This is a genomic window from Pseudomonas mandelii (assembly GCF_002251635.1).
In the GTDB taxonomy this organism is placed as follows: domain Bacteria; phylum Pseudomonadota; class Gammaproteobacteria; order Pseudomonadales; family Pseudomonadaceae; genus Aquipseudomonas; species Aquipseudomonas mandelii_B.
In genome coordinates this window covers 69,294-90,807 of record NZ_NMOJ01000048.1, presented here as the reverse complement: position 1 = coordinate 90,807, position 21,514 = coordinate 69,294, and the positions used below count along the sequence as shown (strand labels likewise).

Here is a 21,514-nt window from a genome sequence, read left to right as displayed (position 1 = left end):
GTCAGCGCTTATGCGAAGTTGGCATAGCCATTGTGCGTTGCTGTGCGTTTCCCCGCCAGCGTCGACTGCGTAGGATGATCAGCCTGACAAAAGGAAAATCGCCTGTGATTGAGTTCTTGATGTATCTGGTCTTCGGCGCAGCCCTGGGAACACTCGGCGGGCTGTTCGGCATTGGCGGTGGCTTGATCGCGATTCCGTTGCTGGGCGTGTTGTTCGGCCTCGATCAACAGCTTGCCCAAGGCACGGCGCTGGTGATGGTGGTGCCCAACGTAATGCTGGCCCTGTGGCGTTACCACCAGCGCAACCGCATCGAACTGCGCCACGCGCTACCGTTGGGCGTCATGGGCTTCTGCTTCGCCTGGCTCGGCTCGATCTGGGCAGTCGGCCTGGACGCGCAAACCATGCGCGTGGGCTTTGTCGCGTTCCTGATTGCCCTGACGGCCTACAACCTGGTGCGCATGTTTACCGCCAACGCGCCGGCCTCTGCCCAGATGCGTTATTCCTGGCCATGGCTGGGTGTGCTGGGCGCGGCATCCGGCACCATGGGCGGGTTGTTCGGGGTTGGCGGTGCGGTGGTCGCCACGCCGGTGTTGACCAGCCTGTTCGGCACCTCCCAGGTGGTCGCCCAAGGCCTGTCCCTGGCCTTGGCGTTGCCCAGCACCGGCGTCACCCTGGTCACCTACGCCGTGCATCACCAAGTGGACTGGATGATCGGGTTGCCGTTGGCCGCCGGCGGGTTGATGAGCATCAGCTGGGGCGTGAAGATCGCCCACGCCATGCCGGAGCGGCTATTGCGCGGGCTGTTCTGCGGTTTCCTGGCGGTGTGCGCGGTGATGCTGACCTTTAAAGTTTGAAGCCTTCGAGGATGTACTCGGCCAGGCACTCGGTGATCGGTGACGGGTTGTGCAGGTTGCGCACCAGCATGATGCAGGCTTCCGGCAACAGCGGCAGGTCTTCGGCTTCTCCCAGGATGCGCATGTCCGGTGTGATCAGACTTTCCAGTTGCGCGGTCACCGCGAGGCCCGCACTGACCACGGCCATCAACGCCGACAGGCTCGAACTGTTGTAGGCAATGCGGTAGTCGCGACCCATGGCGTCCAGCGCATTGCACGCCCACAGCCGGCAGAAACAATCACTGTTGAACATCGCCAGGGGCAGCGGCGTCTGCTCGTGGGCGTTGAAGCATTGTGCTTCGGCCCAGACAAAACGCTCCTTGCGCAGCAACTGGCCGATTTCAGTACCGGGCTCGCGGGTGACGATCGACAAGTCCAGGTCCTGGCGCTGCAACAGTTGCTTGGTTGATTCGCAGTGAACCTCGATCTGGATCAGCGGGTAGAACTTGGCGAAGCGCGACAGAATCCCCGGCAGGAAGCGCATCACGTAATCGTCCGGCGTACCGATGCGCACCAATCCGACCATATGGGGCTCGCGCAGGGTGTTGAACACTTCGCTGTGCAGTTTGAGGATGCGCCGCGCGTAACCCAGCAATACCTGGCCCTCGGCGGTCAGCTTNACCTGGCGGCCNTCACGTTCGAATAGCTTGCGTTGCAGCACGTCTTCTTCCAGGCGCTTCATCTGCATGCTCACCGCCGATTGCGTGCGATTGACCAGCTCGCCAGCACGGGTAAACCCGCCCTGATCGGCGATGGCGACGAAGGTGCGCAGCACATCCGTATCGATACTGGGGTACGCCGACATCCATCAATCTCCGAGATGGTTACCATCAGAAACATTCGTTGGATTGATCTTAGCGCTGAGGCGAGACTTGAGCCATCCCTAAAGGAGGGCAACAAGATGAAAGGTCATAACGAGCATGTAACGGAAGAAAAATTCTCAATCCACGCGGTCTCCGATCTGTTGCACAAGTTTAGTCGCTGGTACGAACTTCACCGTGAGCGCGAGCTGCTGGCGAGTTTGAGCGACGAAGCATTGAAGGACATTGGCGTGAGTCGTGCCGATGTGGAACATGAGTCGATCAGGCCGTTCTGGGATGATCCGATGCATAAATGATGAGGCCATCGCTACACAAACCCCTCTCTGGTGAGGTAGGTTGCGAGCAGACACGGAGGTATTCATGCCCGCAACGCTGTCCTTTTCCAACAAACAGGCTCGACGTCTGGCGCTGGCCGCCCAAGGGTTCAACGGGCGGCAACCGCCAGCGGCGATCAAACCGGTTCAGCTCAACCGGCTGATTGAACGGCTGGGCATTCTGCAGATCGACTCGGTCAATGCGTTGGTGCGTTCGCACTACCTTCCCTTGTTTTCCCGCCTCGGAAATTACTCCCCCGATTTGCTTGATCAGGCTGCCTGGAGTCAGGGCCGACGTCGCACGTTGTTCGAATATTGGGGCCATGAAGCTTCGTTGCTGCCTATGTCGATGTACCCCTTGATGCGTTGGCGCATGCAGCGTGCGACGCGCGGCGAAGACATCTATCAGCAACTGGCGCGTTTCGGTCGCGAGCAGCAGGACACGATTCGCCGGGTGCTGGCCTCGGTTCAGGAACTCGGCGCACTGGGGGCCGGAAGCTTGTCGACTCGTCAGGAACGGGCGGGGCCCTGGTGGGATTGGAGTGATGAAAAACATGCGCTCGAATGGCTGTTCGCCGCCGGCCTGGTCACCGTCGCCGGGCGGCGTGGTTTTGAGCGGCTTTATGACCTGCCGGAACGGGTGATTCCTTCGGCGGTTCTGCAGCAGCCGTTGCTCAGTGAAGCCGAGGCTCAGCGGGGGCTGTTGCTGCATGCCGCGACGGCATTGAGGGTTGGCACGGAAAAGGACCTGCGCGATTATTTCCGCCTGAACCCGGCAGACAGCCGGCCGCGTCTGGCGGAATTGGTGGAGGCGGGTGAGTTGCTGGCCTGCGAGGTTCAGGGCTGGCGTCAACCGGCCTACTGCTTGCCCGAGCCGAAAGTGCCGCGCAAGGTCGTGGCCAGTGCATTGCTGTCGCCGTTCGATTCGCTGATCTGGGAGCGCAGCCGCACCGAGCGTCTGTTCGGTTTCCGCTATCGGCTGGAGATCTACACCCCGCAGGCAAAACGGGTGTACGGCTACTACGTGCTGCCGTTTTTGCACAACGAACGGATCGCTGCGCGTGTGGACCTGCGCGCCGAACGAGCGTTGGGCCGGCTGGCGGTGCATGCCGTGCATGAAGAGGAGTCAGGGCTGGACGAGGCGGGGATGTTGGCGTTGGCGGTCAATCTGCGGCAGATGGCGGATTGGCTGGGGCTTGAGCAGGTTCAATTGAATTGCCCGCGGGCGAGTGCGGCGCGGTTGCGAGTAGCGTTGGCACAGATTGGTGGTGGCTGACCTGACGCCTTCGCGGGCAAGCCCGCTCCCACAGTGACNGCGCGAATCCTGTGGGAGCGAGCCTGCTCGCGATGGGGGCGACGCGGTTTAGCGTCGAACCTGCTTCAGCGTCTCGGCAATCAGGAACGCCAGTTCCAGCGACTGATCGGCATTCATCCGTGGGTCGCAATGGGTGTGGTAGCGGTCCGACAAGCCATCTTCGGTGATCGGCCGTGCGCCGCCGATGCATTCGGTAACGTTCTGCCCGGTCATCTCGATATGAATCCCGCCGGCATACGAGCCCTCGGCCTGATGCACCTGGAAGAACTCCTTGACCTCGCCAAGAATCTGCGCAAAGTCGCGGGTCTTGTAGCCGCTGCTGGCCTTGATGGTGTTGCCATGCATCGGGTCCGAGCTCCACAGCACCTGCTTGCCTTCACGCTGCACGGCGCGGATCAGGTTGGGCAGGTGGTCGCCGACCTTGCCTGCGCCCATGCGCGCGATCAGGTTGAGGCGGCCTGGNTCGTTGTCCGGGTTGAGGATGTCGATCAGGCGGATCAGGTCCTCCGGGTTCATGCTCGGGCCGACCTTGACGCCGATCGGGTTGTTGACCCCGCGCAGGAATTCGACGTGGGCACCGTCCAACTGACGGGTGCGATCGCCGATCCACAACATGTGGGCCGAGCAGTCGTAGTANTCGTTGGTCAGGCTGTCGCGGCGCACGAAGGCTTGTTCATANTTGAGCAGCAGCGCTTCGTGGGCGGTGAAGAAACTGGTTTCGCGCAGCTGCGGCGAGCTGTCCATGCCGCAGGCGCGCATGAAGGCCAGGGTTTCGTCGATGCGGTCCGCCAGTTGGCTGTACTTCTCGGCCAGCGCGGAGTTGGCGATGAAGTCCAGGTTCCACTTGTGCACTTGATGCAGGTCGGCAAAACCGCCCTGGGCAAACGCGCGCAGCAGGTTAAGCGTGGCGGTGGACTGGTGATAGGACTGCAGCAGGCGGTCCGGGTCCGGCACGCGGCTTTTTTCATCGAAACCGATGCCGTTGACGATGTCGCCGCGGTAGGCGGGCAGGGTAATACCGTCGATGGTTTCATCGTTGGCCGAGCGCGGCTTGGCGAACTGGCCGGCCATGCGCCCGACTTTCACCACCGGGCAGCCGGCGGCGAAGGTCATCACAATCGCCATCTGCAGCAGCACCTTGAAGGTGTCGCGGATTTTTGCAGCCGAGAACTCAGCGAAGCTCTCGGCGCAGTCGCCGCCCTGCAACAGGAACGCGCGGCCCTGGGTCACTTCGGCAAACTGACGGCGCAACTCGCGGGCTTCCCCGGCAAACACCAGTGGCGGGTAGCTGGCCAGGTTCTGCTCCACTTGCAGCAAGTGTGCAGCGTCCGGGTACTGGGGTTGTTGCTGGATCGGCAGGGCGCGCCAGCTATCGGGGCTCCAGGGTTGGCTCATCACGGTCTCGGTTGTTTTACGCTCGGACGTTCATGTTATCAGCAAATTAGTGCGTGACCTGTTCCGCTTGCTTCGCGGACAATCGCGCCTTTGCCGCTTAATGTTGCGGTTTATCGCGTTGCCGGGGTCGGCGACGATCTGGAGACGAAATGACTGAGGAGCGCGTCGAGCATCTGCTCGCCGAGGTACAGGATGAGTTCGGCGTGATTCGCGTGCTGGAAGTGGCCGATTACCGTTTTCTCGAGTTCGGTGATGCCATCGAGCAGAGCTGCGTGTTCACGGCTGACCCGAGCTGGCTCGAGTACGATTACACCCGTGCAATGTTGATTGGTGCGTTGTGCCATGAGCAGCCGGAAAGCGCGCTGTTCCTGGGCCTTGGCGCCGGCACGCTGACCCAGGCGTGCCTCAAGTTCCTGCCGCTGGAAGACGTCGAAGCCATCGAGTTGCGCCCCGACGTACCGCGTCTGGCCATCGAATACCTGGGGCTCGATGACGATCCGCGGTTGTACATCCGCGTCGGCGATGCGCTGGAGTTGCTCGATACCGCTGAACCGGCGGACCTGATNTTCGTCGACCTGTACACCGATGTTGGCCCGGGCGTCGGGCATCTGGCCTGGACCTTTCTGGAAAACTGCCAAAAGANCTTGAACCCGGGCGGCTGGCTGGTGATCAATCAATGGGCCACCGACGACGGCAAGCCCTTGGGTGCTGCGTTGTTGCGCGGGCTTTATCACCGGCATTACTGGGAGCTGCCGGTGAAGGAGGGCAATGTGATTCTGCTGGTGCCTTCGGAGCTTGATCAGGAATTGGACCTGCCTGCGCTGTCGTCCCGTGCCGAAGCGCTGGCGCCGCGGTTGGGGTATTCGTTGCAGGCGTTGATCAAGGCTATTCGGCCGGCGACTTAGTTGTCTTCACTGNNGTGGCGAGGGAGCTTGCTCCCGCTTGAGTGCTCAGCACTCACAAAACAGGCATCGCGAAGAGTTTGGGTCTGCTACGCAGCCCAACGGGAGCAAGCGATGGGGCCTTCAAAGCCAACACAAGACTAAAGCCCTTTGAAAACGCCCGGTCGCTTCTCGATCATCGACCGCACACCTTCCCGGGCATCCTCACTCGCCAGCAACTTCTTCACCAGCGCCGGCAACCCCTGCGCCGCCGCCGTTTCCCCTTCGTAACGCGCCTGTCGGGCCGACATCAACGTCGCTTGAACCCCCAGCGGCGCCTGCCGGGCAATTCGCTCAGCCAGCTCAATCGCGCGTGGCAGCAGATCCTCGCTGGCCATGACTTCCTGCACCAACCCCAGATGCAACGCATCGTGAGCATCGAATTCATCGCCGGTCAGCAGCCAGCGCATGGCATTGCCCCAGCCGGCGACTTGATGCAGGCGCAACGTGGCGCCACCGAAGGGAAAGATCCCGCGCTGCACTTCCTTCTGGGCAAAACGGGTATTGCTGGCGCAGAGGTTGATGTCCGCGGCCAGCATCAACTCGATGCCAATGGTCAGGCAGTAGCCTTGCGCGGCGACAATCACCGGTTTGCTCACCCGGGGCCCGGCAAACACGCCCCACGGATCGCAACCGCCGGGCGGTGCTTGCCAGCCTTCAGCCAGGGCAGCGCTGGCATTGATCAGGTCGAGCCCGGCAGTGAAATGCTCACCGTGAGCGAACACCACCGCCACGCGCGCTTCGCTGTCGGCCTCGAACTCGCCGTAGGCCAGACTCAGTGCGTTGAGCAGATCGAGGTCGAAGGCGTTGCGCTTGGCCACTCGATCCAGGCCGATCATCAGGACATGACCGTGTCGTTCGCGGGTGACACGACTGGAGCCGGGCTGATTCATGGAGCATTTCCTCGGGCGGGAAGGGTGTGCCAGACCGCTGGTCAAGACCGCGGGTCTGGGTCGCAAGGATGAACCGTTTTAGCGCCATCGCCAGCAGGGCCGGGCCTTTGAAAAATAGACCGTTGCACGATTATCCGCAAAGCGTGTGACACAACGGCGTATACGTCAGTTTTCCGACAAATAATGCTCCCTTTTTCAGGTATTTCCGGTATAGTGCGCGCCGGCCTTTAACCGGGCCGCGTTTAGGTAGCGCAATTCCCCGAAGTCAGCTTCGGCTGCACGTCCGCACAGCGGACTCTCCCTTGACGAATCTTTTTCATTCATTCGTTTTCGCAAATCCCCGCCGACAAAGCAGCCAGGGCGACTCTTGAGTCTCAACACGGCATGCGCAGCTTTGGAGCATGGGTCTTTGCGGATGCACTTAGAGGCAGACCCATGACCCAGGAAACCGGCGGCTTCGCCGCTTTTAATCTTAACCCGAACATTCTTGCTGCCGTCATCGCGACTGGCTACGAAGAACCTTCGGCTATTCAGCAGCAATCGATCCCGATCATCATGGCCGGCCAGGACATGATTGGCCAGGCGCAAACCGGTACCGGTAAAACCGCCGCGTTCGCCCTGCCTATTCTGCATTGCATCGATCCTGCCAAGCGCGAGCCGCAAGCCCTGATCCTGGCGCCAACCCGTGAGTTGGCGCTGCAAGTAGCAACCGCTTTCGAAACCTACGCCAAGCAAATGCCAGGCGTAACCGTTGTGGCCGTTTACGGCGGCGCGCCTATGGGCCCACAACTGAAAGCAATCCGTAACGGCGCACAGATCGTTGTCGCCACCCCGGGCCGTCTGTGCGACCACCTGCGTCGTGACGAAAAAGTCCTGTCGACCGTGAACCACCTGGTTCTGGACGAAGCTGACGAAATGTTGAANCTGGGNTTCATGGATGACCTGGAAGTCATCTTCAAGGCACTGCCACCGACCCGTCAGACCGTACTGTTCTCGGCGACCCTGCCACAGTCGATCCGTGCCATTGCCGAACGCCACCTGCGCGATCCGCAACACGTGAAGATCCAGACCAAGACTCAGACCGTTACCGCGATCGAACAGGCTCACCTGTTGGTTCACGCTGACCAGAAGACCTCGGCTGTATTGAGCCTGCTGGAAGTTGAAGACTTCGACGCCCTGATCATGTTCGTGCGCACCAAGCAAGCGACCCTGGACCTGGCCAGTGCCCTGGAAGCCAAAGGCTACAAAGCCGCTGCGCTGAACGGTGACATTGCCCAGAACCAACGTGAGCGCGTGATTGACTCCCTCAAGGATGGCCGTCTGGACATCGTTGTGGCGACCGACGTTGCTGCCCGTGGCCTCGACGTTCCACGTATCACCCACGTGTTCAACGTTGACATGCCGTACGACCCAGAGTCCTACGTTCACCGTATCGGCCGTACCGGCCGTGCCGGTCGCGAAGGTCGTGCACTGCTGCTGGTGACTCCACGTGAGCGCCGCATGCTGCAAGTGATCGAGCGCGTTACCGGTCAGAAAGTTGCCGAAGTCCGCCTGCCGGATGCCCAGGCTGTTCTCGATGCGCGCATCAAGAAACTGACCAACAGCTTGTCGCCGCTGGTGGCTGATGCTGAATCGACCCACGGCGAACTGCTGGATCGCCTGACTGCCGACATCGGTTGCACCCCGCGTGCACTGGCCGCTGCTCTGTTGCGCAAGGCAACCAACGCTCAGGCGCTGACCCTGGCCGCGATCGAGAAAGAACGTCCACTGGTNCCGAACAACGCGCCACGCGGTGATCGTCCAGAGCGTACCGGTGATCGTCCAGACCGTGGTGATCGTGAGCGTCGCGCTCCGGTTCCATTGGCTGAAGGCCGTGCTCGCTGCCGTACCGCGCTGGGCGCGCGTGATGGCATCGCTGCCAAGAACCTGCTGGGCGCTATCCTCAACGAGGGTGGCCTGGCACGTGAAGCGATCGGTCGCATTCAGGTCCGTGACAGCTTCTCCCTGGTGGAACTGCCGGAAGACGGCCTGGAAAAACTGCTGGCCAAGCTGAAAGACACTCGCGTTGCCGGTAAGCAGCTGAAGCTGCGTCGCTACCGCGAAGATTGATCCGCCCTTGGGCTGATTGATCGCACATAAAAAATCCCCGACTGGTTCGGGGATTTTTTTGGCCTGCTGTTTGTGCCTGGCCTGGGCGACTCGGTTTACCGATCAGCCAAAGCGATAAATATCCATTCGNTTCGGGGATTTTTTTGGCCTGCTGTTTGTGCCTGGCCTGGGCGACTCGGTTTACCGATCAGCCAAAGCGATAAATATCCATTCCCAGCGCGCCCATCGTAAAACCTTGATGGGCGATGCTGAACTTCCCCCCAGCCCCGCGAGCAAAGTACAGCGGCAGCAAATGCTCATCGCTGGGATGGTTGCGCACTGCGTTCGGCGCCTGCTCGCGATAATCGTGCAGCGCGGCTTCATCGTTGGCGGCGAGTTTTTCAATCATCCAGTCGCGGAACACCTTGGCCCACGGTTCAACGCTTTCCGGGCCGGCGTGCCAGTCCAGTTCGCGGAGGTTATGGGTGATGCTGCCGGAGCCGATCAACAGCACGCCTTGCTCGCGCAAACCGGCGAGCGCNTGGCCGACNCGGGTTTGCAGGGCCGGGCCGCCACGGGTGGGCAACGAGACTTGCACCACCGGGATGTCGGCCTGCGGATACATCAACGACAAAGGCACCCAGACGCCGTGGTCGAAGGGCCGTTTGGTATCAATCCGTGCCGGCAGGTTGCCGGCTTTCAGCAGCTCGACCACCTCGTCAGCCAGTTGAGGATTGCCGGGCGCCGGGTATTGCACTTCGAACAGTGCTTTCGGGAAGCCGCCGAAATCATGCCAGGTTTCGGGCTGGGGATTGCCGCTGACCAGCAGCTCGTTGCTTTCCCAGTGCGCCGACACAATCACGATGGCTTTCGGTTTCGGCAATTCGGCGGCCAGGCGAGCGAGGGCGGGCCCGCTGGCACCCGGTTCCAGTGCCAACATGGGCGAGCCATGGGATATGTAGAGGCTGGGGAACATGAAAGAGCTCCTGAGGGGTAAGATGGGCTCATCTTCAATCAGATCATTGATCTAAATCTAATATAAGTTTTAGCCCCTTTTGATCGAATTTTCAGGATTAATTATGCAGCCGGAGTTTTGGCACAAGCGGTGGACGTCGAATCAGATCGGCTTTCACCTGCCGGAAGTGAATCCATATCTGCAACGCTACTGGCCGCAGCTGGGCCTGGAGGAGGGCGCGCGCGTACTGGTGCCGCTATGTGGGAAAAGCCTGGATCTGCTCTGGCTGGCTAAATGCGGTCACGAAGTGTTGGGCATCGAATTGTCGGAAAAGGCGGTGGAAGACTTTTTTCACGAGCATCAATTTGATCCGGACGTCAGTGACCAGGGTCCTTTCACGGTCTATCGGGCGGGTTCGATCGAGGTCTGGTGCGGCGACTTCTTCGCGTTGACGGCCGGCGATGTCGCCGATTGCAGCGCACTGTACGACCGCGCGGCGCTGATCGCCTTGCCGCCGACCATGCGTGAACAGTACGCCGAGCATTTGAAGCGGATACTGCCGAAAGATTCGCTGGGGCTTTTGATTACCCTGGATTACGACCAGGCGCAGAAGGAAGGCCCGCCATTTGCCGTGCTGGATGACGAAGTGCAACGGTTGTTCGGGGCAACCTGGGAGCTGAAGATTCTGGAAGACCAGGATGTGCTGGGCGAGAGCTGGAAATTTGTCGAGAGCGGTGTTACTCGGCTTGAAGAGCGGGTTTATCGGGTTTCCAGCCGATAGATTTGTAGTGGTTTAACTGGCCTCATCGCGAGCAAGCTCGCGATGGGGTTCGAATGAACACCACAAAACCAGCAGACAAAAAAAGGCCCGCATTCACTGCGGGCCTTTTCTTTTAATGCGTAGTGCGAGAGCTATCAGCCTCGACGACGCAACGCGTCAATACGCTCTTCCAGCGGTGGGTGGCTCATGAACATGCGTGCAAAGCCTTGCTTGATGCCACCGTTGATACCAAAGGCTGTCAGGCTGTCGGGCATGTGCACCGGCAGGCCCTGTTCGGAGCGCAGGTGTTGCAGCGCTGCGATCATTGCCCCGGTACCGGCCAGGCGGGCACCGGCTTCGTCTGCGCGGAATTCGCGTTTGCGCGAGAACCACATGGTGATGGCACTGGCCAGGAAGCCCAGCACCACTTCCGCGAAGATGGTCGCCACGAAGTAGGCAATGCCACGGCCCTCTTCGTTCTTGAAGATCACCTTGTCGACGAAGTTGCCGATGATCCGTGCGAAGAACATCACGAAGGTGTTCACCACGCCCTGGATCAACGCCAGGGTGACCATGTCGCCATTGGCCACGTGGCCGATTTCGTGGGCCAGGACGGCCTTCACTTCATCCGGCGAAAAACGTTCGAGCAGGCCCTGGCTCACCGCAACGAGCGCGTCGTTCTTGTTCCAGCCGGTGGCAAAGGCGTTGGCCTCGTAGGCGGGGAAAATCCCGACTTCGGGCATCTTGATCCCGGCTTCGCGGGACAGTTGCTCGACGGTTTGCAGCAGCCATTGCTCGTGACGTGTGCGCGGCTGGGTGATGACCTGGGTGCTGGTGCTCATCTTTGCCATCCACTTGGAGATGAACAGCGAGAACAGTGAGCCGGCAAAACCAAAGACCGCACAGAAAACCAGCAGCTGATTGAGGTTCAGATCAACCCCGTTGGCCGCCATGAACCCGTTGAAGCCAAAAAGGCTCAGGGTGATGCTGGCAATCAGCACGACCGCCAGGTTAGTGGCCAAGAACAGCAGGATGCGCATCATGGTTGTAGAGTTCTCCTCATGCTTAATATGTCGCGTACTGCGGGGTATATAAGGTGCGGCCTGGGGTGATTCAACCGAGTGACTATTTCAAACTGTGTCCTACGGCAACAGTCTAGCTGCTTGCAGGGCAATTCCGACGGCGATGCCGGACGTGTTTGACAGACAATTCGCGTCTCAGGCCCCGTCTTTGTTAGGCGCGGCTACGAAACGTGGCATGAGTCAGCGATAAGGGCGGTGAGGTCTGGCGGGGCGCAAAGATATGTTGCTGAATTGATCACCGTGCGACAGACGCATGCGTCGCACGGTGAAGTCCAGGTTACTGGCGGTAGGATTTGAGGAAGTTGCCGATCCGGCCGATGGCCATGTCCAGCTCGTCCACCCGTGGCAGGGTCACGACACGGAAGTGATCCGGCCAAGGCCAGTTGAAGGCCGTGCCTTGCACCACCAGCAGCTTTTCCGACAACAGCAGGTCGAGCACGAACTTCTCGTCGTTGAAGATCGGGCACACTTTGGGGTCGATCCGCGGGAACGCATACAACGCCCCCATCGGCTTGACGCAGCTCACGCCCGGAATATCGTTGAGCAGTTCCCAGGTGCGATTGCGCTGTTCCAGCAAGCGACCTTGCGGCAACACCAGGTCATTGATGCTCTGNTAGCCGCCGAGGGCGGTCTGGATCGCATGCTGGCTCGGCACGTTGGCACACAGGCGCATATTGGCCAGCATGTCGATGCCTTCGATGTAGCTCTGGGCGTTGTGCTTAGGACCGGAGATAGCGATCCAGCCGGAGCGGAAACCTGCCACGCGATAGGACTTGGACAGGCCGTTGAAGGTCAGGCACAGCAGGTCCGGTGCCAGGGAACCCGTGCAAATGTGCACAGCATCGTCGTAGAGGATCTTGTCGTAGATCTCGTCCGAGAACACCACCAGGTTGTGCTGGCGTGCCAGTTCGAGCATGCCCAGCAACACTTCCTTGGAATACACGGCGCCAGTGGGGTTGTTCGGGTTGATGATCACCAGGGCTTTGGTGTTCGGGGTGATCTTGGCCTTGATGTCGGCGAGGTCCGGGAACCAGTCGGCGCCTTCATCGCACAGGTAATGCACCGGGTGGCCACCCGCCAGCGTCACGGCAGCCGTCCACAGCGGATAGTCCGGCGCTGGCACCAGCACTTCGTCGCCATTGTTCAGCAAAGCCTGCATCGACATCACGATCAACTCGGACACGCCATTGCCCAGGTAGATGTCTTCGATGCCGACACCTTCCACCTGCTTTTGCTGGTAATACTGCATTACCGCTTTACGTGCGCTGAACAGGCCTTTGGAGTCGCTGTAGCCCTGGGCGGTCGGCAGGTTGCGGATCACGTCCTGGAGGATTTCGTCCGGCGCTTCGAAACCAAAGGGCGCCGGGTTGCCAATGTTCAGCTTGAGGATGCGATGGCCTTCCTCTTCCAGGCGTTTGGCGTGCTTGAGCACTGGGCCGCGAATGTCGTAACAGACGTTGGCGAGCTTGTTCGATTTGCTGACCTGCATGGCGATGTGTTCCCGAAAATGAACGATCCAGGCGGCGTATGAACTACCGTACTGGGAATCCTGCGTATTCACACAGGCCTGACGCCTTGAGATGCAGCACCCATAAATCCGTTTGAATGCGCGTGGTCNGGGTGCCAGACTGGCGTTTTGACGAGGCGCAATCATACGTGCCGCCTGATCCATGGAAAAGACACAGATCAGGCTTTTTCAGTTGCCGAGGTGTACCGATGGAAAAGTTGCAGAAAACCGTTGATGAATGGAAGGCGATGCTCGATCCAGAGCAGTACAACGTGTGCCGTCTCAAGGGCACCGAGCGACCTTTCAGCGGTAAGTACAATGGCACCAAGACAGATGGCGTATACCACTGCATTTGCTGCAATGAGCCACTGTTCGACTCCAACACCAAATTCGATTCCGGCTGCGGCTGGCCGAGCTTCTACGCGCCGATTGCCGACAGCGCGATGATCGAGATCCGTGATGTCAGCCATGGCATGATCCGAACCGAAGTCACTTGCGCCAAGTGCGATGCGCACCTGGGGCACGTGTTCCCCGACGGTCCGCCGCCGACCGGCCTGCGCTATTGCATCAATTCGGTGTGCCTGGACTTGGTGCCGCGCGAGTAATGCGAGCCGTGTGGGAGCCGGGTTTGCCCGCGATAGCGGCCTAAAGGGCCCTGTCGCANGATAGCGGCCTAAAGGGCCCTGTCGCAGGCAAGCCATGCCTGCTGCCGATGATCGGTGCCCCCTCCCACAATTTAAATTGCACACAATTGAATTGCTCGCTATGTTCAGGGCTTGTTCCTTCAATTCGAGCCAAACCCATGAGCGACAACCTGCTGAGCATCCCGGTGACCACCATCAAGGGTGAGCAAAAGACCTTGGCCGATTTCGCCGGCAAGGCTGTCCTGGTGGTCAATACCGCCAGCAAATGTGGCTTCACCCCGCAGTACAAGGGGCTGGAGCAACTTTGGCAGCAGTACAAGGATCAAGGCCTGGTGGTACTGGGCTTTCCCTGCAACCAGTTTGGCAAGCAGGAACCGGGTAACGAAGGCGCGATTTCCGAGTTCTGTGAGCTGAACTTCGGTGTCAGCTTCCCGCTGTTCAAGAAGATTGACGTCAATGGTGCCGGCGCTCATCCGCTGTTTGTGCAGTTGAAAAAACAGGCGCCCGGCTTGCTGGGCTCGAAGGGCATCAAGTGGAACTTCACCAAGTTCCTGATCGGTCGCGACGGTCAGGTGGTCAAGCGTTTTGCTCCGACCACCAAGCCGCAGGACCTGAGCCGCGAGATCGAAGCCCTGCTCAAATGAACACGCTGTCCGTCGATTCGCTGAAGCTCGACAGCCAGCTCTGCTTCAAGCTGTATGCCGCTTCTCGGGCGGTGATCCGCGCCTACAAGCCGATGCTCGATCAACTGGGCCTGACCTATCCGCAATACCTGGCGATGCTGGTGTTGTGGGAATGGCAGGAGACGGCGCCGGAGCAGCCGACGGTCAAGGCGCTGGGCGAACGCCTGGCGCTGGATTCCGGCACCCTGACGCCGTTGCTCAAGCGCCTTGAGCAGCTGCAACTGGTGCAGCGCCAGCGTTCGGCGCGCGATGAGCGAGAAGTGCACCTGAGTCTTTCGCCAACCGGCAAGGCCTTGCGGGATCAGGTCGGGCCGCTCAAGGCCCGGTTGCTGTGCGACAGCGGCGTCGATCTGGATCGCCTGCATGATCTGCGCGACGGTCTCGATCACCTGCTGGGGCAAATCAAAGCGCTGTCGTAGTCGGTATCCACAGGTCGAGCAGCGCGGCCAGTTCTTCTCGGCGAAAGGGCTTGGCCAGGTAATCGCTCATGCCCGCCACACGGCAGCGTTCGCGTTCCTCGGACATGGCGTTGGCAGTCAAGGCCACGATGGGCAATTGTGGCCAGCGCCCGCTGCGACGGATTTGTCGGCTGGCTTCATAGCCATCCATCACCGGCATGTTGCAGTCCATCAGCACCAGATCGAATTCGCTGTGCTCAAGCTGATCCAGGGCTTCGGCACCGTGAGCGGCGACGATCACCTCGCAACCGAGTTTGCCGAGCATGCCTTTGGCCACCAGTTGATTGACCGGGTTGTCCTCGACCAGCAGGACACGTCCGCGCCGTTGGGGGGTAAGGGCTTCGACTCGGGCACCGTTGATCAGGTTGCTTTCAGGCAGCAGCACCCGGCGCAATGTCTGGTAAAGCGCATTGCGCGCCAAAGGACGTGCCTGTTGTTGCAGGGGCGCCAGGGCGCTCGCTTCTTCGCTCGGCATGAAGCTGCCATAGGCGGTTACCAGCAAGATAGGCGCGTCGAGGGTCGGGCGCAGGCCAAACAGGCATTCGGGGCAGTCGGTGATCAGCACGTCCGGGTCGAGGCCGATGAACGAGTCATCGATGGAACGTTGCTGATACTCGAGACCCCAGCCGGGCAACAGGTTTTTCAACAGTTCCGCCAGGCCGCTATTGGCCGCGGTGATGGCAATGACCTTGCCCGGTAAAGGCTGCGGGGGGATGGCCCGGGTGTGGCAGGGTAACGGCAGGTCGGCGCAGAACTGGCTGCCGAAACCCGCTTCCGAGCTGATGGTCAGCCGCCCCTGCATCGCTTCGCAGAGGTTATAGGTCAGCGCCAGGCCCAGCCCGGTGCCGCCAAATTGGCGGGTAATGCCGGCGCCGGCCTGCGTGAAAGGCTGGAAGATTTTGACCTGAGCATCCTGGGCAATCCCGATGCCGGTGTCGCAGACTTCGATTCTGACGCCGTCTTCAAAGGTTGAAAGGCGCACGTCGACCCGACCGAAACGGGTGAACTTGAGGGCGTTGGACAACAGGTTGCTGACGATCTGCCGGACGCGGGTCGGATCCCCCAGGACCAACGCCGGAAAGTGCGGATCGATCAGGCAGGTCAACTCGACGCTGGGCGCGGCGTTCTGCGACAGCAGGTTGGCGGTGTCTTCGATCAGCGACCCGAGGTCGAACGGAATGTGTTCGAGTTCAAGCTGGCCGGCATCNAACTTAGACAGGTCGAGAATATCGTTCAGCAATTCCACCAACACTTTGCCCGAGTCATGGGCGATGGACAGCTGTTGCTGTTGTTCGGCGTTGAGTGGGCCATCCAGCGAGAGCGCGATCATGCCCAGCAGGCCGTTGAGCGGTGTGCGGATTTCATGGCTCATATTGGCGAGGAACACTGAGCGTGCTTCGGCCATGTCGAGGGCGGTACTTCGTGCGACTTCCAGCTCCTGGTTGGATTGGCTGAGCCGGGCATTGATCGCCTTGAGCTCCGCGGTGCGGGCCGAGACGATGTTTTCCAGTTGCCCGAGGTAGTCGGTCAGGCGGTTTTCGGCGTTGCGCCGCTGCTGGATTTCGGTAGCGATGTTTTCGAACTGCTGGTTGGCCACTTTGACCAGCACACCGATTTCATCGTTTTTATGCCCGCTCGGGTATTCCAGCCAGGTCGGTTCCGCGCTACGGGGATCGCGCCCGCTGAGTTCGCGGATGACCCGCACCAGCGGTTTCGTCAGCATCACGTAGAACAGCGCCAACAGGATGCCGGTCAGAATCAGGCTGCGAGCGAAGCCGTTGAGCAGCGTCACCTCGGCCCGGCGCAGGAAACGGCTGCCGAAGGCGTAGGTATCGACTTCCAGTCGCAAGGTGCCGAGGGATTCGTTCGGCAAGTGGTCGAGGTAGAGGCGGTCTTCAAACTGGCGGTTGGCGCCGAACAGGAAGTCGCTGATCATCCGATAGTTGCTTTGCAGGGTCGGGCGTTTGACGCTGGCCAGTACGGTGCCGTTGTTGTCAGTCAATTGCGCACCGACGATCGCCGGAGAGCGCAACAGGCCCATGGTCAGTTCCTGGGAGAGTTCGGCGTCGATGTTGTAGGCGATACGGGACGCGGGGTTATGGCTGATTTCGATCAGTGAGCGTATTTCACGGTTGATCGATGCGTCTTCGCTGGCATAATCNATGCCNATTTGCAGCAGACTGAGCAGCGTGCCCAGAATGAAACCGACAAGCACGGTAAGCCTGGCTTGTTTGTATGACAGCCGGTGGGTGAACTTGATATCCATGGGGTGTTGAACCACTTCCGTATCCCTTCGCTGCTCAAGCATAGTCGATCATGCATGGATACCGATGTTCTCGCGAGCCCTTGTGCAACAAGGGATGAACCGGGTGCCGAATGCCGTGTTGCGTCGCTGTAGTGCCATCATCACTGTGAACGTGCCCGAGGAGAAGACGTGGATTCCCGATTGAATGCTTTTCTTGAACGCGCCGATGCTGTTCTGGCCCGTATCGAACCGCTCTTGCCTGCACCTCGGCAAGCCATCGACTGGACGCAATGCCTTGCCGCGCGCTGGCAACGCGAGGGCCGCAGCGGGTTTCTGCTGCCGCTGCAGGTCAGCCTCGACACGCGGTTGTCCGACCTGATCGGTGTCGACCGCCAAGTGGAGCAACTGGGGCGCAACACCCAGCAGTTCCTCGACGGTATGCCCGCCAACCACGCACTGCTCTGGGGCTCGCGCGGCACCGGCAAATCGTCGCTGGTGCGCGCCTTGCTGGCCGAGCACGCCAAGGCCGGCCTGCGGTTGATCGAGATCGAGCGCGATCACCTGGCGGACCTGCCGCGCGTGGTCGAACAGATCGCCAGGCTGCCTCAGCGTTTCGTGCTGTTCTGCGATGACCTGTCGTTTGAGTCGGGCGAAGGCGACTACCGCGTGCTCAAGAGCGTGCTCGACGGCTCGCTCGAACAGGCGCCGGATAACGTCTTGCTGTACGCCACCTCCAACCGTCGCCACCTGGTGCCGGAGAAGGAAAGCGATAACGAAAACTGGAAACGGGTCGATGGCGAANTGCACCCCAGTGAGGCGGTGGAAGACAAGATCGCCCTGTCCGACCGTTTTGGNNTGTGGCTGTCGTTCTATCCGTTTACTCAAGAGCACTTCCTTGACGTCGTCGAGCACTGGATCGGGCAATTGGCCGGAAAATCCGGCCTTGAGTGGCAGCGTAACGAAGAGCTGGACATCCTCGCCGTGCGCTGGGCGACGGGCCGGGGCAACCGCAATGGACGTTGCGCGTATCAATTTGCCCGCTATTGGGTGGGGCTGAAGCTGTTGGAGCACAAAGCATGATCGATTTACAGAAGAGCGGCCAAGGCCTGGACGGTTACGGCATGTTATGGGCGCAGCTGGAATCGCTACTGGCGGACGAGCGTGACTTTATCGCCAACGCCGCGCAGTTTTCGGCGTTCCTGTATAGCCAGCTCGACGACTTGAACTGGGCCGGTTTCTACCTCAATCGCAATGAAGAGCTGGTGCTTGGCCCGTTTCAGGGCCAGATCGCTTGCGTGCGGATTCCGTTCGGTCGNGGCGTATGCGGNACGGCGGCGGCGACCTTGCAGACCCAACTGGTCGAAGATGTTCACGCGTTCCCCGGGCACATTGCCTGCGACAGCGCCTCGAACAGCGAGCTGGTCGTGCCGCTGGTCAAGGACGGTCGCCTGATCGGCGTGCTGGACCTCGACAGCCCGAGCCTGGCGCGGTTTACCGCTGACGACCAGGCCGGTATCGAGCAACTGGCGGCGATTTTCCTGCGTCTGACCGATTGCTGATCACGCCCCCAAGCCGGCCTTGACCAGCAGGCTTGACGGGTCGACCGCATCGATCTGGCGTGGATCGAGGAATCGGTCGGCGTATTGCAGATAGATGCCGGCGTTGATGAACAAGCCGAACAACTCCGGATCGATATGGGCGTCACGGCACATGGTGGCCATGATGCCCAGCGCTTCGCTCAAGGTTTTGGCCTTCTTGTAAGGGCGGTCGGCGGCGGTCAGCGCCTCGAAAATATCGGCAATCGCCATCATCCGTGCCGGCAGGCTCATTTCTTCGCGCTTCAACTGTTTGGGGTAACCGGTGCCGTCCATTTTCTCGTGGTGGCCGCCGGCAATTTCCGCGACGTTGTTGAGGTGGCCGGGGAAGGGCAAGTGGCTGAGCATCAGGATCGTCTGCACCATGTGGTGATTGATGATGTAACGCTCCTCGCGGGTCAGCGTGCCTCGGGAAATGCTCAGGTTGTAGAGCTCGCCCCGATTGTATTTGTAGCGTGGCACATCGAGCTTGAAACCCCAGGGATTGTCTTCCGGAATCAGCTCGCTTTCGGCGCGTTCGAACAGGTGTTCGGGTTTATCCGCCAACAGCGGCTCGCTGACCGGCAAGGTCGGTGCCGGGGTTCGTGCCTGGCGGCGGTTTTCCTCCCAGGACACACCGATTCGATCGTCCAGGGTTCGGGTCCAGTTGCGCTGGGCAATGCTGCGCAGCCGTTGCAGATCGGCCTCGGCCATGGCCTCGGCGCCCAGATTGCAGCGGGCGACGAAGGTGAAATCATCATCCAGCCCGGCCAGGTTGGCATTGCGCAATTGGGCCAGGTGTTGCTCGTCACCGCCCAGGGCGATGGCCTGCCAATAATTGATCCAGGCATCGCGCTTGAGGACTTCGAAACGGGTGCGGATTTCATGAATGCGGTCGTTCAGGGTCTCCAGCTTGGTGGCTTTGTCGACCACGTATTCAGGCGTCGTGACCTTTCCGCAGTCGTGCAGCCAGGCCGCAATGTGCAGGGCTTCCCACTCATCTTCGGTGGGTTGGTAGTCGCTGAAGGCCGGGGCCTGACTGGCGGCAGCCGCATGGGCAAGCATCAGGGTCAGCTCCGGCACTCGCTGGCAGTGGCCTCCGGTATAAGGGCTCTTGGCATCGATCGCGCCGGCCAGCAGTTGAATGAAGGCGTCCAGCAGTTGTTTCTGTTTGGTTTGCAGGCGCTGACTCTCAATGCTCACGGCCGCGGCGCCGGACACAGCCTGGAGAAACGCGATGCGGTCCGGGCGCAGTTTTTCCAGGTCGCTTTGTGTGCCGCTGTCGGTCAAAAGCAGGATCAGCAGGCCCACGGTTTCGTTGTGCCGATTGTGCAAACGGATGCCGATCAGGTGCACCCGTGGGCATTCCAGCGCGAGCATCACCTTCTGCAAATCCCCCGCCTGTTCGAAACCCAGATTGGTCACGATATTGTCGGCGTTCGACAACCGCTGAAGCCACTGTGGACTTTGCGGATCCTGGAGTTCATGTCCCTGAACACCGAACGAGGGCAATGCCTGTGAAGTACCATTGATGACCAGACCCTGGGGCTCCATGCGATCGCTGTCACGTTCGCGCAGGTAAATCAGACCGGCCTGGGCTTGCCCGATTTTCACGGTTTCAAACAGCACCCGCTGGAGCAACGGCGCGAAACGGGTCTCGGCGCTCAAGCTATCGGTGATCTGGAAAAAACTGCCGAGGGTGTCCTTCATCCGCGCCATCGATACGCCCAGTTGGTCAATTTCAAGCACCGGCGAACTGCGGCCGATCGGAAAGTTGAAATTGAAACTGCGCACCGCATCGGCTTCCTCCACCAACGCGCGCAGGGGCTTGACCAGGACTCTGGAGGTCAACCAACCTACGGGCAGGCACAACAGCAAGGTCGCCAGGGTAATCAGCGCGCCTTGCCAACGCATGCGGTAGGCATCGGCGAGCAATTCGTCCTCCGGCACCAGCAGCGCCAGTTGCAGTCCCTGGGGGCCGCCCTCCATCATGCTGCTGCGCGCCACGATCCATTGACGCCCGGCGGCGTCCAGCCGATTGCCGGCAGGAGGATTGGAGAGCAGGGCGCCGAGGCCGGGGCTCAGGTCGGCAGCCTTGTTCAGGCGAGCGGTCTGGTCGTCGATGATCAGCTTGTTACTGTCGGGGTAGGCGATGGCATTACCCTGGGCATCGAACAGCACGATTTCGGTATGGGGCGTCACCACGTGTTTGGCCAGGGTGGCCGACAATTCGGCCAGGGTCAGGTCGGCACCTATCACCGCGTTTTCACCACTGCGCCGGGCCAGGGTGGTGCCGACGTTGTGGGTGGAGAAAAAAACGTAGGGTTCGGTGGTGATCTGGTCCATATCGCCGCTCGCGCTGGAGAACCAGGCGCGGGTGCGGGGATCGTAGGTTTCGTCGGGATTGTCCTGACGGTTGATGAGTGTCAGGGATTGATCAAAAAACAGCGATTGAGAGCGGATCTGACCACTGCTGCTGTGCTCGATGCTCCAGACTTGAAACGCTGCGGTGTCAGGGGCTTTCAGCTCGGTTCTCAGGGCAGTGGTCCGCAGGGGGCGAACCATGAAGAAGTCACCGTTGCCGTAGCCCAGATACAACGATGCCAGGTTGGGATTGTCCTTGAGCGATTGGCTGAACGGCTGGAGCAACGCCATTCGCTGTTCCAGATTCGCTGCCCGGGTCGCCGGGTAGTCCGCCAGCAGGCTCAGCAGATGGCGAATCGGTTCATAGGTGCCTTGCAGGTCCAGGCGGACATCTTGCTCGATGCGATTGAAGAGCTTCTCACTGCTCGAAAGAATGATCTGCGTGGTTTGCCCATAGTTGAAAATGCCCAGCACCACGCCGGTCAGCAATAACAGGAAGGTGAACATCACACTGATATGGATGTGCAGGGGAAACCGGCGTTGATCCGGGCGCAGTGGGCTGGGCATTGCGGTTCTCTCCAT

At 60.4% G+C, this 21,514-nt stretch carries 19 protein-coding genes; 11 read left to right on the top strand and 8 right to left on the bottom strand.

From position 1 onward, the window contains the following. Positions 1–104 precede the first annotated feature (104 nt). Positions 105–854, top strand: coding sequence for a sulfite exporter TauE/SafE family protein (locus B7L09_RS07365; RefSeq protein WP_094468366.1), 750 nt, complete (start codon positions 105–107; stop codon positions 852–854). On the opposite strand, the gene B7L09_RS07360 is transcribed toward B7L09_RS07365, so the two are convergent. Then, entirely contained in the window at positions 844–1,698 is an 855-nt protein-coding gene (locus B7L09_RS07360; protein WP_094468365.1) for a LysR family transcriptional regulator, read from the bottom strand. The genes B7L09_RS07365 and B7L09_RS07360 overlap by 11 nt on opposite strands. A 96-nt stretch (positions 1,699–1,794) precedes the next feature. Between B7L09_RS07360 and B7L09_RS07355 the strand changes: the two genes are divergently transcribed. Then, complete coding sequence (locus B7L09_RS07355) at positions 1,795–2,010, top strand: DUF1127 domain-containing protein (RefSeq protein WP_094468364.1); 216 nt, start codon at positions 1,795–1,797, stop codon at positions 2,008–2,010. 64 nt (positions 2,011–2,074) lie between these two features. Next, on the top strand, positions 2,075–3,304 hold the full coding sequence (locus B7L09_RS07350) for a winged helix-turn-helix domain-containing protein (RefSeq protein WP_094468363.1): 1,230 nt from the start codon (positions 2,075–2,077) through the stop codon (positions 3,302–3,304). A gap of 87 nt (positions 3,305–3,391) precedes the next feature. Here the strand turns inward: B7L09_RS07350 and B7L09_RS07345 are convergent, their stop codons facing one another. Next, positions 3,392–4,738 carry a class II 3-deoxy-7-phosphoheptulonate synthase gene (locus tag B7L09_RS07345; RefSeq protein WP_094468362.1) on the bottom strand — a complete coding sequence of 449 codons (1,347 nt, stop codon included), beginning with the start codon at positions 4,736–4,738 and terminating at the stop codon, positions 3,392–3,394. A gap of 149 nt (positions 4,739–4,887) precedes the next feature. Between B7L09_RS07345 and B7L09_RS07340 the strand changes: the two genes are divergently transcribed. Next, positions 4,888–5,643, top strand: a complete 756-nt coding sequence (locus B7L09_RS07340; protein ID WP_094468361.1) for a spermidine synthase — start codon at positions 4,888–4,890, stop codon at positions 5,641–5,643. 137 nt (positions 5,644–5,780) lie between these two features. On the opposite strand, the gene B7L09_RS07335 is transcribed toward B7L09_RS07340, so the two are convergent. Continuing rightward, positions 5,781–6,572 carry a crotonase/enoyl-CoA hydratase family protein gene (locus B7L09_RS07335; RefSeq protein WP_094468360.1) on the bottom strand — a complete coding sequence of 264 codons (792 nt, stop codon included), beginning with the start codon at positions 6,570–6,572 and terminating at the stop codon, positions 5,781–5,783. Between the two features lie 435 nt (positions 6,573–7,007). On the opposite strand from B7L09_RS07335, the gene B7L09_RS07325 reads away from it, so the two are divergent. Next, complete coding sequence (locus B7L09_RS07325; RefSeq protein WP_094468359.1) at positions 7,008–8,681, top strand: DEAD/DEAH box helicase; 1,674 nt, start codon at positions 7,008–7,010, stop codon at positions 8,679–8,681. A gap of 187 nt (positions 8,682–8,868) precedes the next feature. On the opposite strand, the gene B7L09_RS07320 is transcribed toward B7L09_RS07325, so the two are convergent. Then, the gene (locus B7L09_RS07320) at positions 8,869–9,636 is read right to left on the bottom strand and encodes a DODA-type extradiol aromatic ring-opening family dioxygenase (protein ID WP_094468358.1); all 768 of its coding nucleotides are present in this window, start codon (positions 9,634–9,636) and stop codon (positions 8,869–8,871) included. Positions 9,637–9,739: 103 nt separating this feature from the next. On the opposite strand from B7L09_RS07320, the gene B7L09_RS07315 reads away from it, so the two are divergent. Beyond that, positions 9,740–10,396, top strand: coding sequence for a thiopurine S-methyltransferase (locus B7L09_RS07315; RefSeq protein ID WP_094468357.1), 657 nt, complete (start codon positions 9,740–9,742; stop codon positions 10,394–10,396). Between the two features lie 134 nt (positions 10,397–10,530). On the opposite strand, the gene htpX is transcribed toward B7L09_RS07315, so the two are convergent. Together htpX and B7L09_RS07305 are read right to left on the bottom strand one after the other, a co-directional pair. Continuing rightward, positions 10,531–11,418 (bottom strand): protease HtpX, encoded by an 888-nt coding sequence (htpX, locus tag B7L09_RS07310; RefSeq protein WP_094468356.1) that lies wholly within the window; start codon positions 11,416–11,418, stop codon positions 10,531–10,533. 316 nt (positions 11,419–11,734) lie between these two features. Further along, entirely contained in the window at positions 11,735–12,946 is a 1,212-nt protein-coding gene (locus tag B7L09_RS07305; RefSeq protein ID WP_094468355.1) for a pyridoxal phosphate-dependent aminotransferase, read from the bottom strand. Between the two features lie 227 nt (positions 12,947–13,173). Here B7L09_RS07305 and msrB point away from each other — a divergent pair, with 227 nt between their 5' ends. The 3 genes from msrB (at position 13,174) to B7L09_RS07290 (ending at position 14,710) form a co-directional block, all read left to right on the top strand. After that, on the top strand, positions 13,174–13,569 hold the full coding sequence (gene msrB / locus B7L09_RS07300) for a peptide-methionine (R)-S-oxide reductase MsrB (RefSeq protein WP_094468354.1): 396 nt from the start codon (positions 13,174–13,176) through the stop codon (positions 13,567–13,569). 197 nt (positions 13,570–13,766) lie between these two features. Next, a complete protein-coding gene (locus B7L09_RS07295; RefSeq protein WP_094468353.1) occupies positions 13,767–14,252 on the top strand; it encodes a glutathione peroxidase in 486 nt (161 codons plus the stop codon). Then, positions 14,249–14,710, top strand: a complete 462-nt coding sequence (locus B7L09_RS07290) for a MarR family winged helix-turn-helix transcriptional regulator (RefSeq protein WP_010461278.1) — start codon at positions 14,249–14,251, stop codon at positions 14,708–14,710. The genes B7L09_RS07295 and B7L09_RS07290 overlap by 4 nt, the downstream gene beginning before the upstream one ends. Here B7L09_RS07290 and B7L09_RS07285 read toward each other — a convergent pair. Then, positions 14,694–17,015, bottom strand: coding sequence for a hybrid sensor histidine kinase/response regulator (locus B7L09_RS07285; RefSeq protein ID WP_094468352.1), 2,322 nt, complete (start codon positions 17,013–17,015; stop codon positions 14,694–14,696). The two genes, B7L09_RS07290 and B7L09_RS07285, sit on opposite strands and share 17 nt — an antisense overlap. A gap of 168 nt (positions 17,016–17,183) precedes the next feature. Between B7L09_RS07285 and B7L09_RS07280 the strand changes: the two genes are divergently transcribed. Together B7L09_RS07280 and B7L09_RS07275 are read left to right on the top strand one after the other, a co-directional pair. Then, the gene (locus tag B7L09_RS07280) at positions 17,184–18,074 is read left to right on the top strand and encodes an ATP-binding protein (RefSeq protein WP_094468351.1); all 891 of its coding nucleotides are present in this window, start codon (positions 17,184–17,186) and stop codon (positions 18,072–18,074) included. Beyond that, positions 18,071–18,553, top strand: coding sequence for a GAF domain-containing protein (locus tag B7L09_RS07275; RefSeq protein ID WP_094468350.1), 483 nt, complete (start codon positions 18,071–18,073; stop codon positions 18,551–18,553). The genes B7L09_RS07280 and B7L09_RS07275 overlap by 4 nt, the downstream gene beginning before the upstream one ends. On the opposite strand, the gene B7L09_RS07270 is transcribed toward B7L09_RS07275, so the two are convergent. Continuing rightward, positions 18,554–21,499: an HD domain-containing phosphohydrolase gene (locus B7L09_RS07270; RefSeq protein WP_094468349.1), complete on the bottom strand. Its 2,946-nt coding sequence runs from the start codon at positions 21,497–21,499 to the stop codon at positions 18,554–18,556. Positions 21,500–21,514 lie beyond the last annotated feature (15 nt).

Excerpts from the sequence above, each read along its gene's own strand:
- B7L09_RS07355 (WP_094468364.1), top strand. The coding sequence starts at position 1,795 with ATGAAAGGTCATAACGAGCATGTAACGGAAGAAAAATTCTCAATCCAC.
- B7L09_RS07350 (WP_094468363.1), top strand. The coding sequence starts at position 2,075 with ATGCCCGCAACGCTGTCCTTTTCCAACAAACAGGCTCGACGTCTGGCG.
- B7L09_RS07335 (WP_094468360.1), bottom strand. The coding sequence starts at position 6,572 with ATGAATCAGCCCGGCTCCAGTCGTGTCACCCGCGAACGACACGGTCAT.
- B7L09_RS07315 (WP_094468357.1), top strand. The coding sequence starts at position 9,740 with ATGCAGCCGGAGTTTTGGCACAAGCGGTGGACGTCGAATCAGATCGGC.
- htpX (WP_094468356.1), bottom strand. The coding sequence starts at position 11,418 with ATGATGCGCATCCTGCTGTTCTTGGCCACTAACCTGGCGGTCGTGCTG.
- msrB (WP_094468354.1), top strand. The coding sequence starts at position 13,174 with ATGGAAAAGTTGCAGAAAACCGTTGATGAATGGAAGGCGATGCTCGAT.
- B7L09_RS07295 (WP_094468353.1), top strand. The coding sequence starts at position 13,767 with ATGAGCGACAACCTGCTGAGCATCCCGGTGACCACCATCAAGGGTGAG.
- B7L09_RS07290 (WP_010461278.1), top strand. The coding sequence starts at position 14,249 with ATGAACACGCTGTCCGTCGATTCGCTGAAGCTCGACAGCCAGCTCTGC.
- B7L09_RS07270 (WP_094468349.1), bottom strand. The coding sequence starts at position 21,499 with ATGCCCAGCCCACTGCGCCCGGATCAACGCCGGTTTCCCCTGCACATC.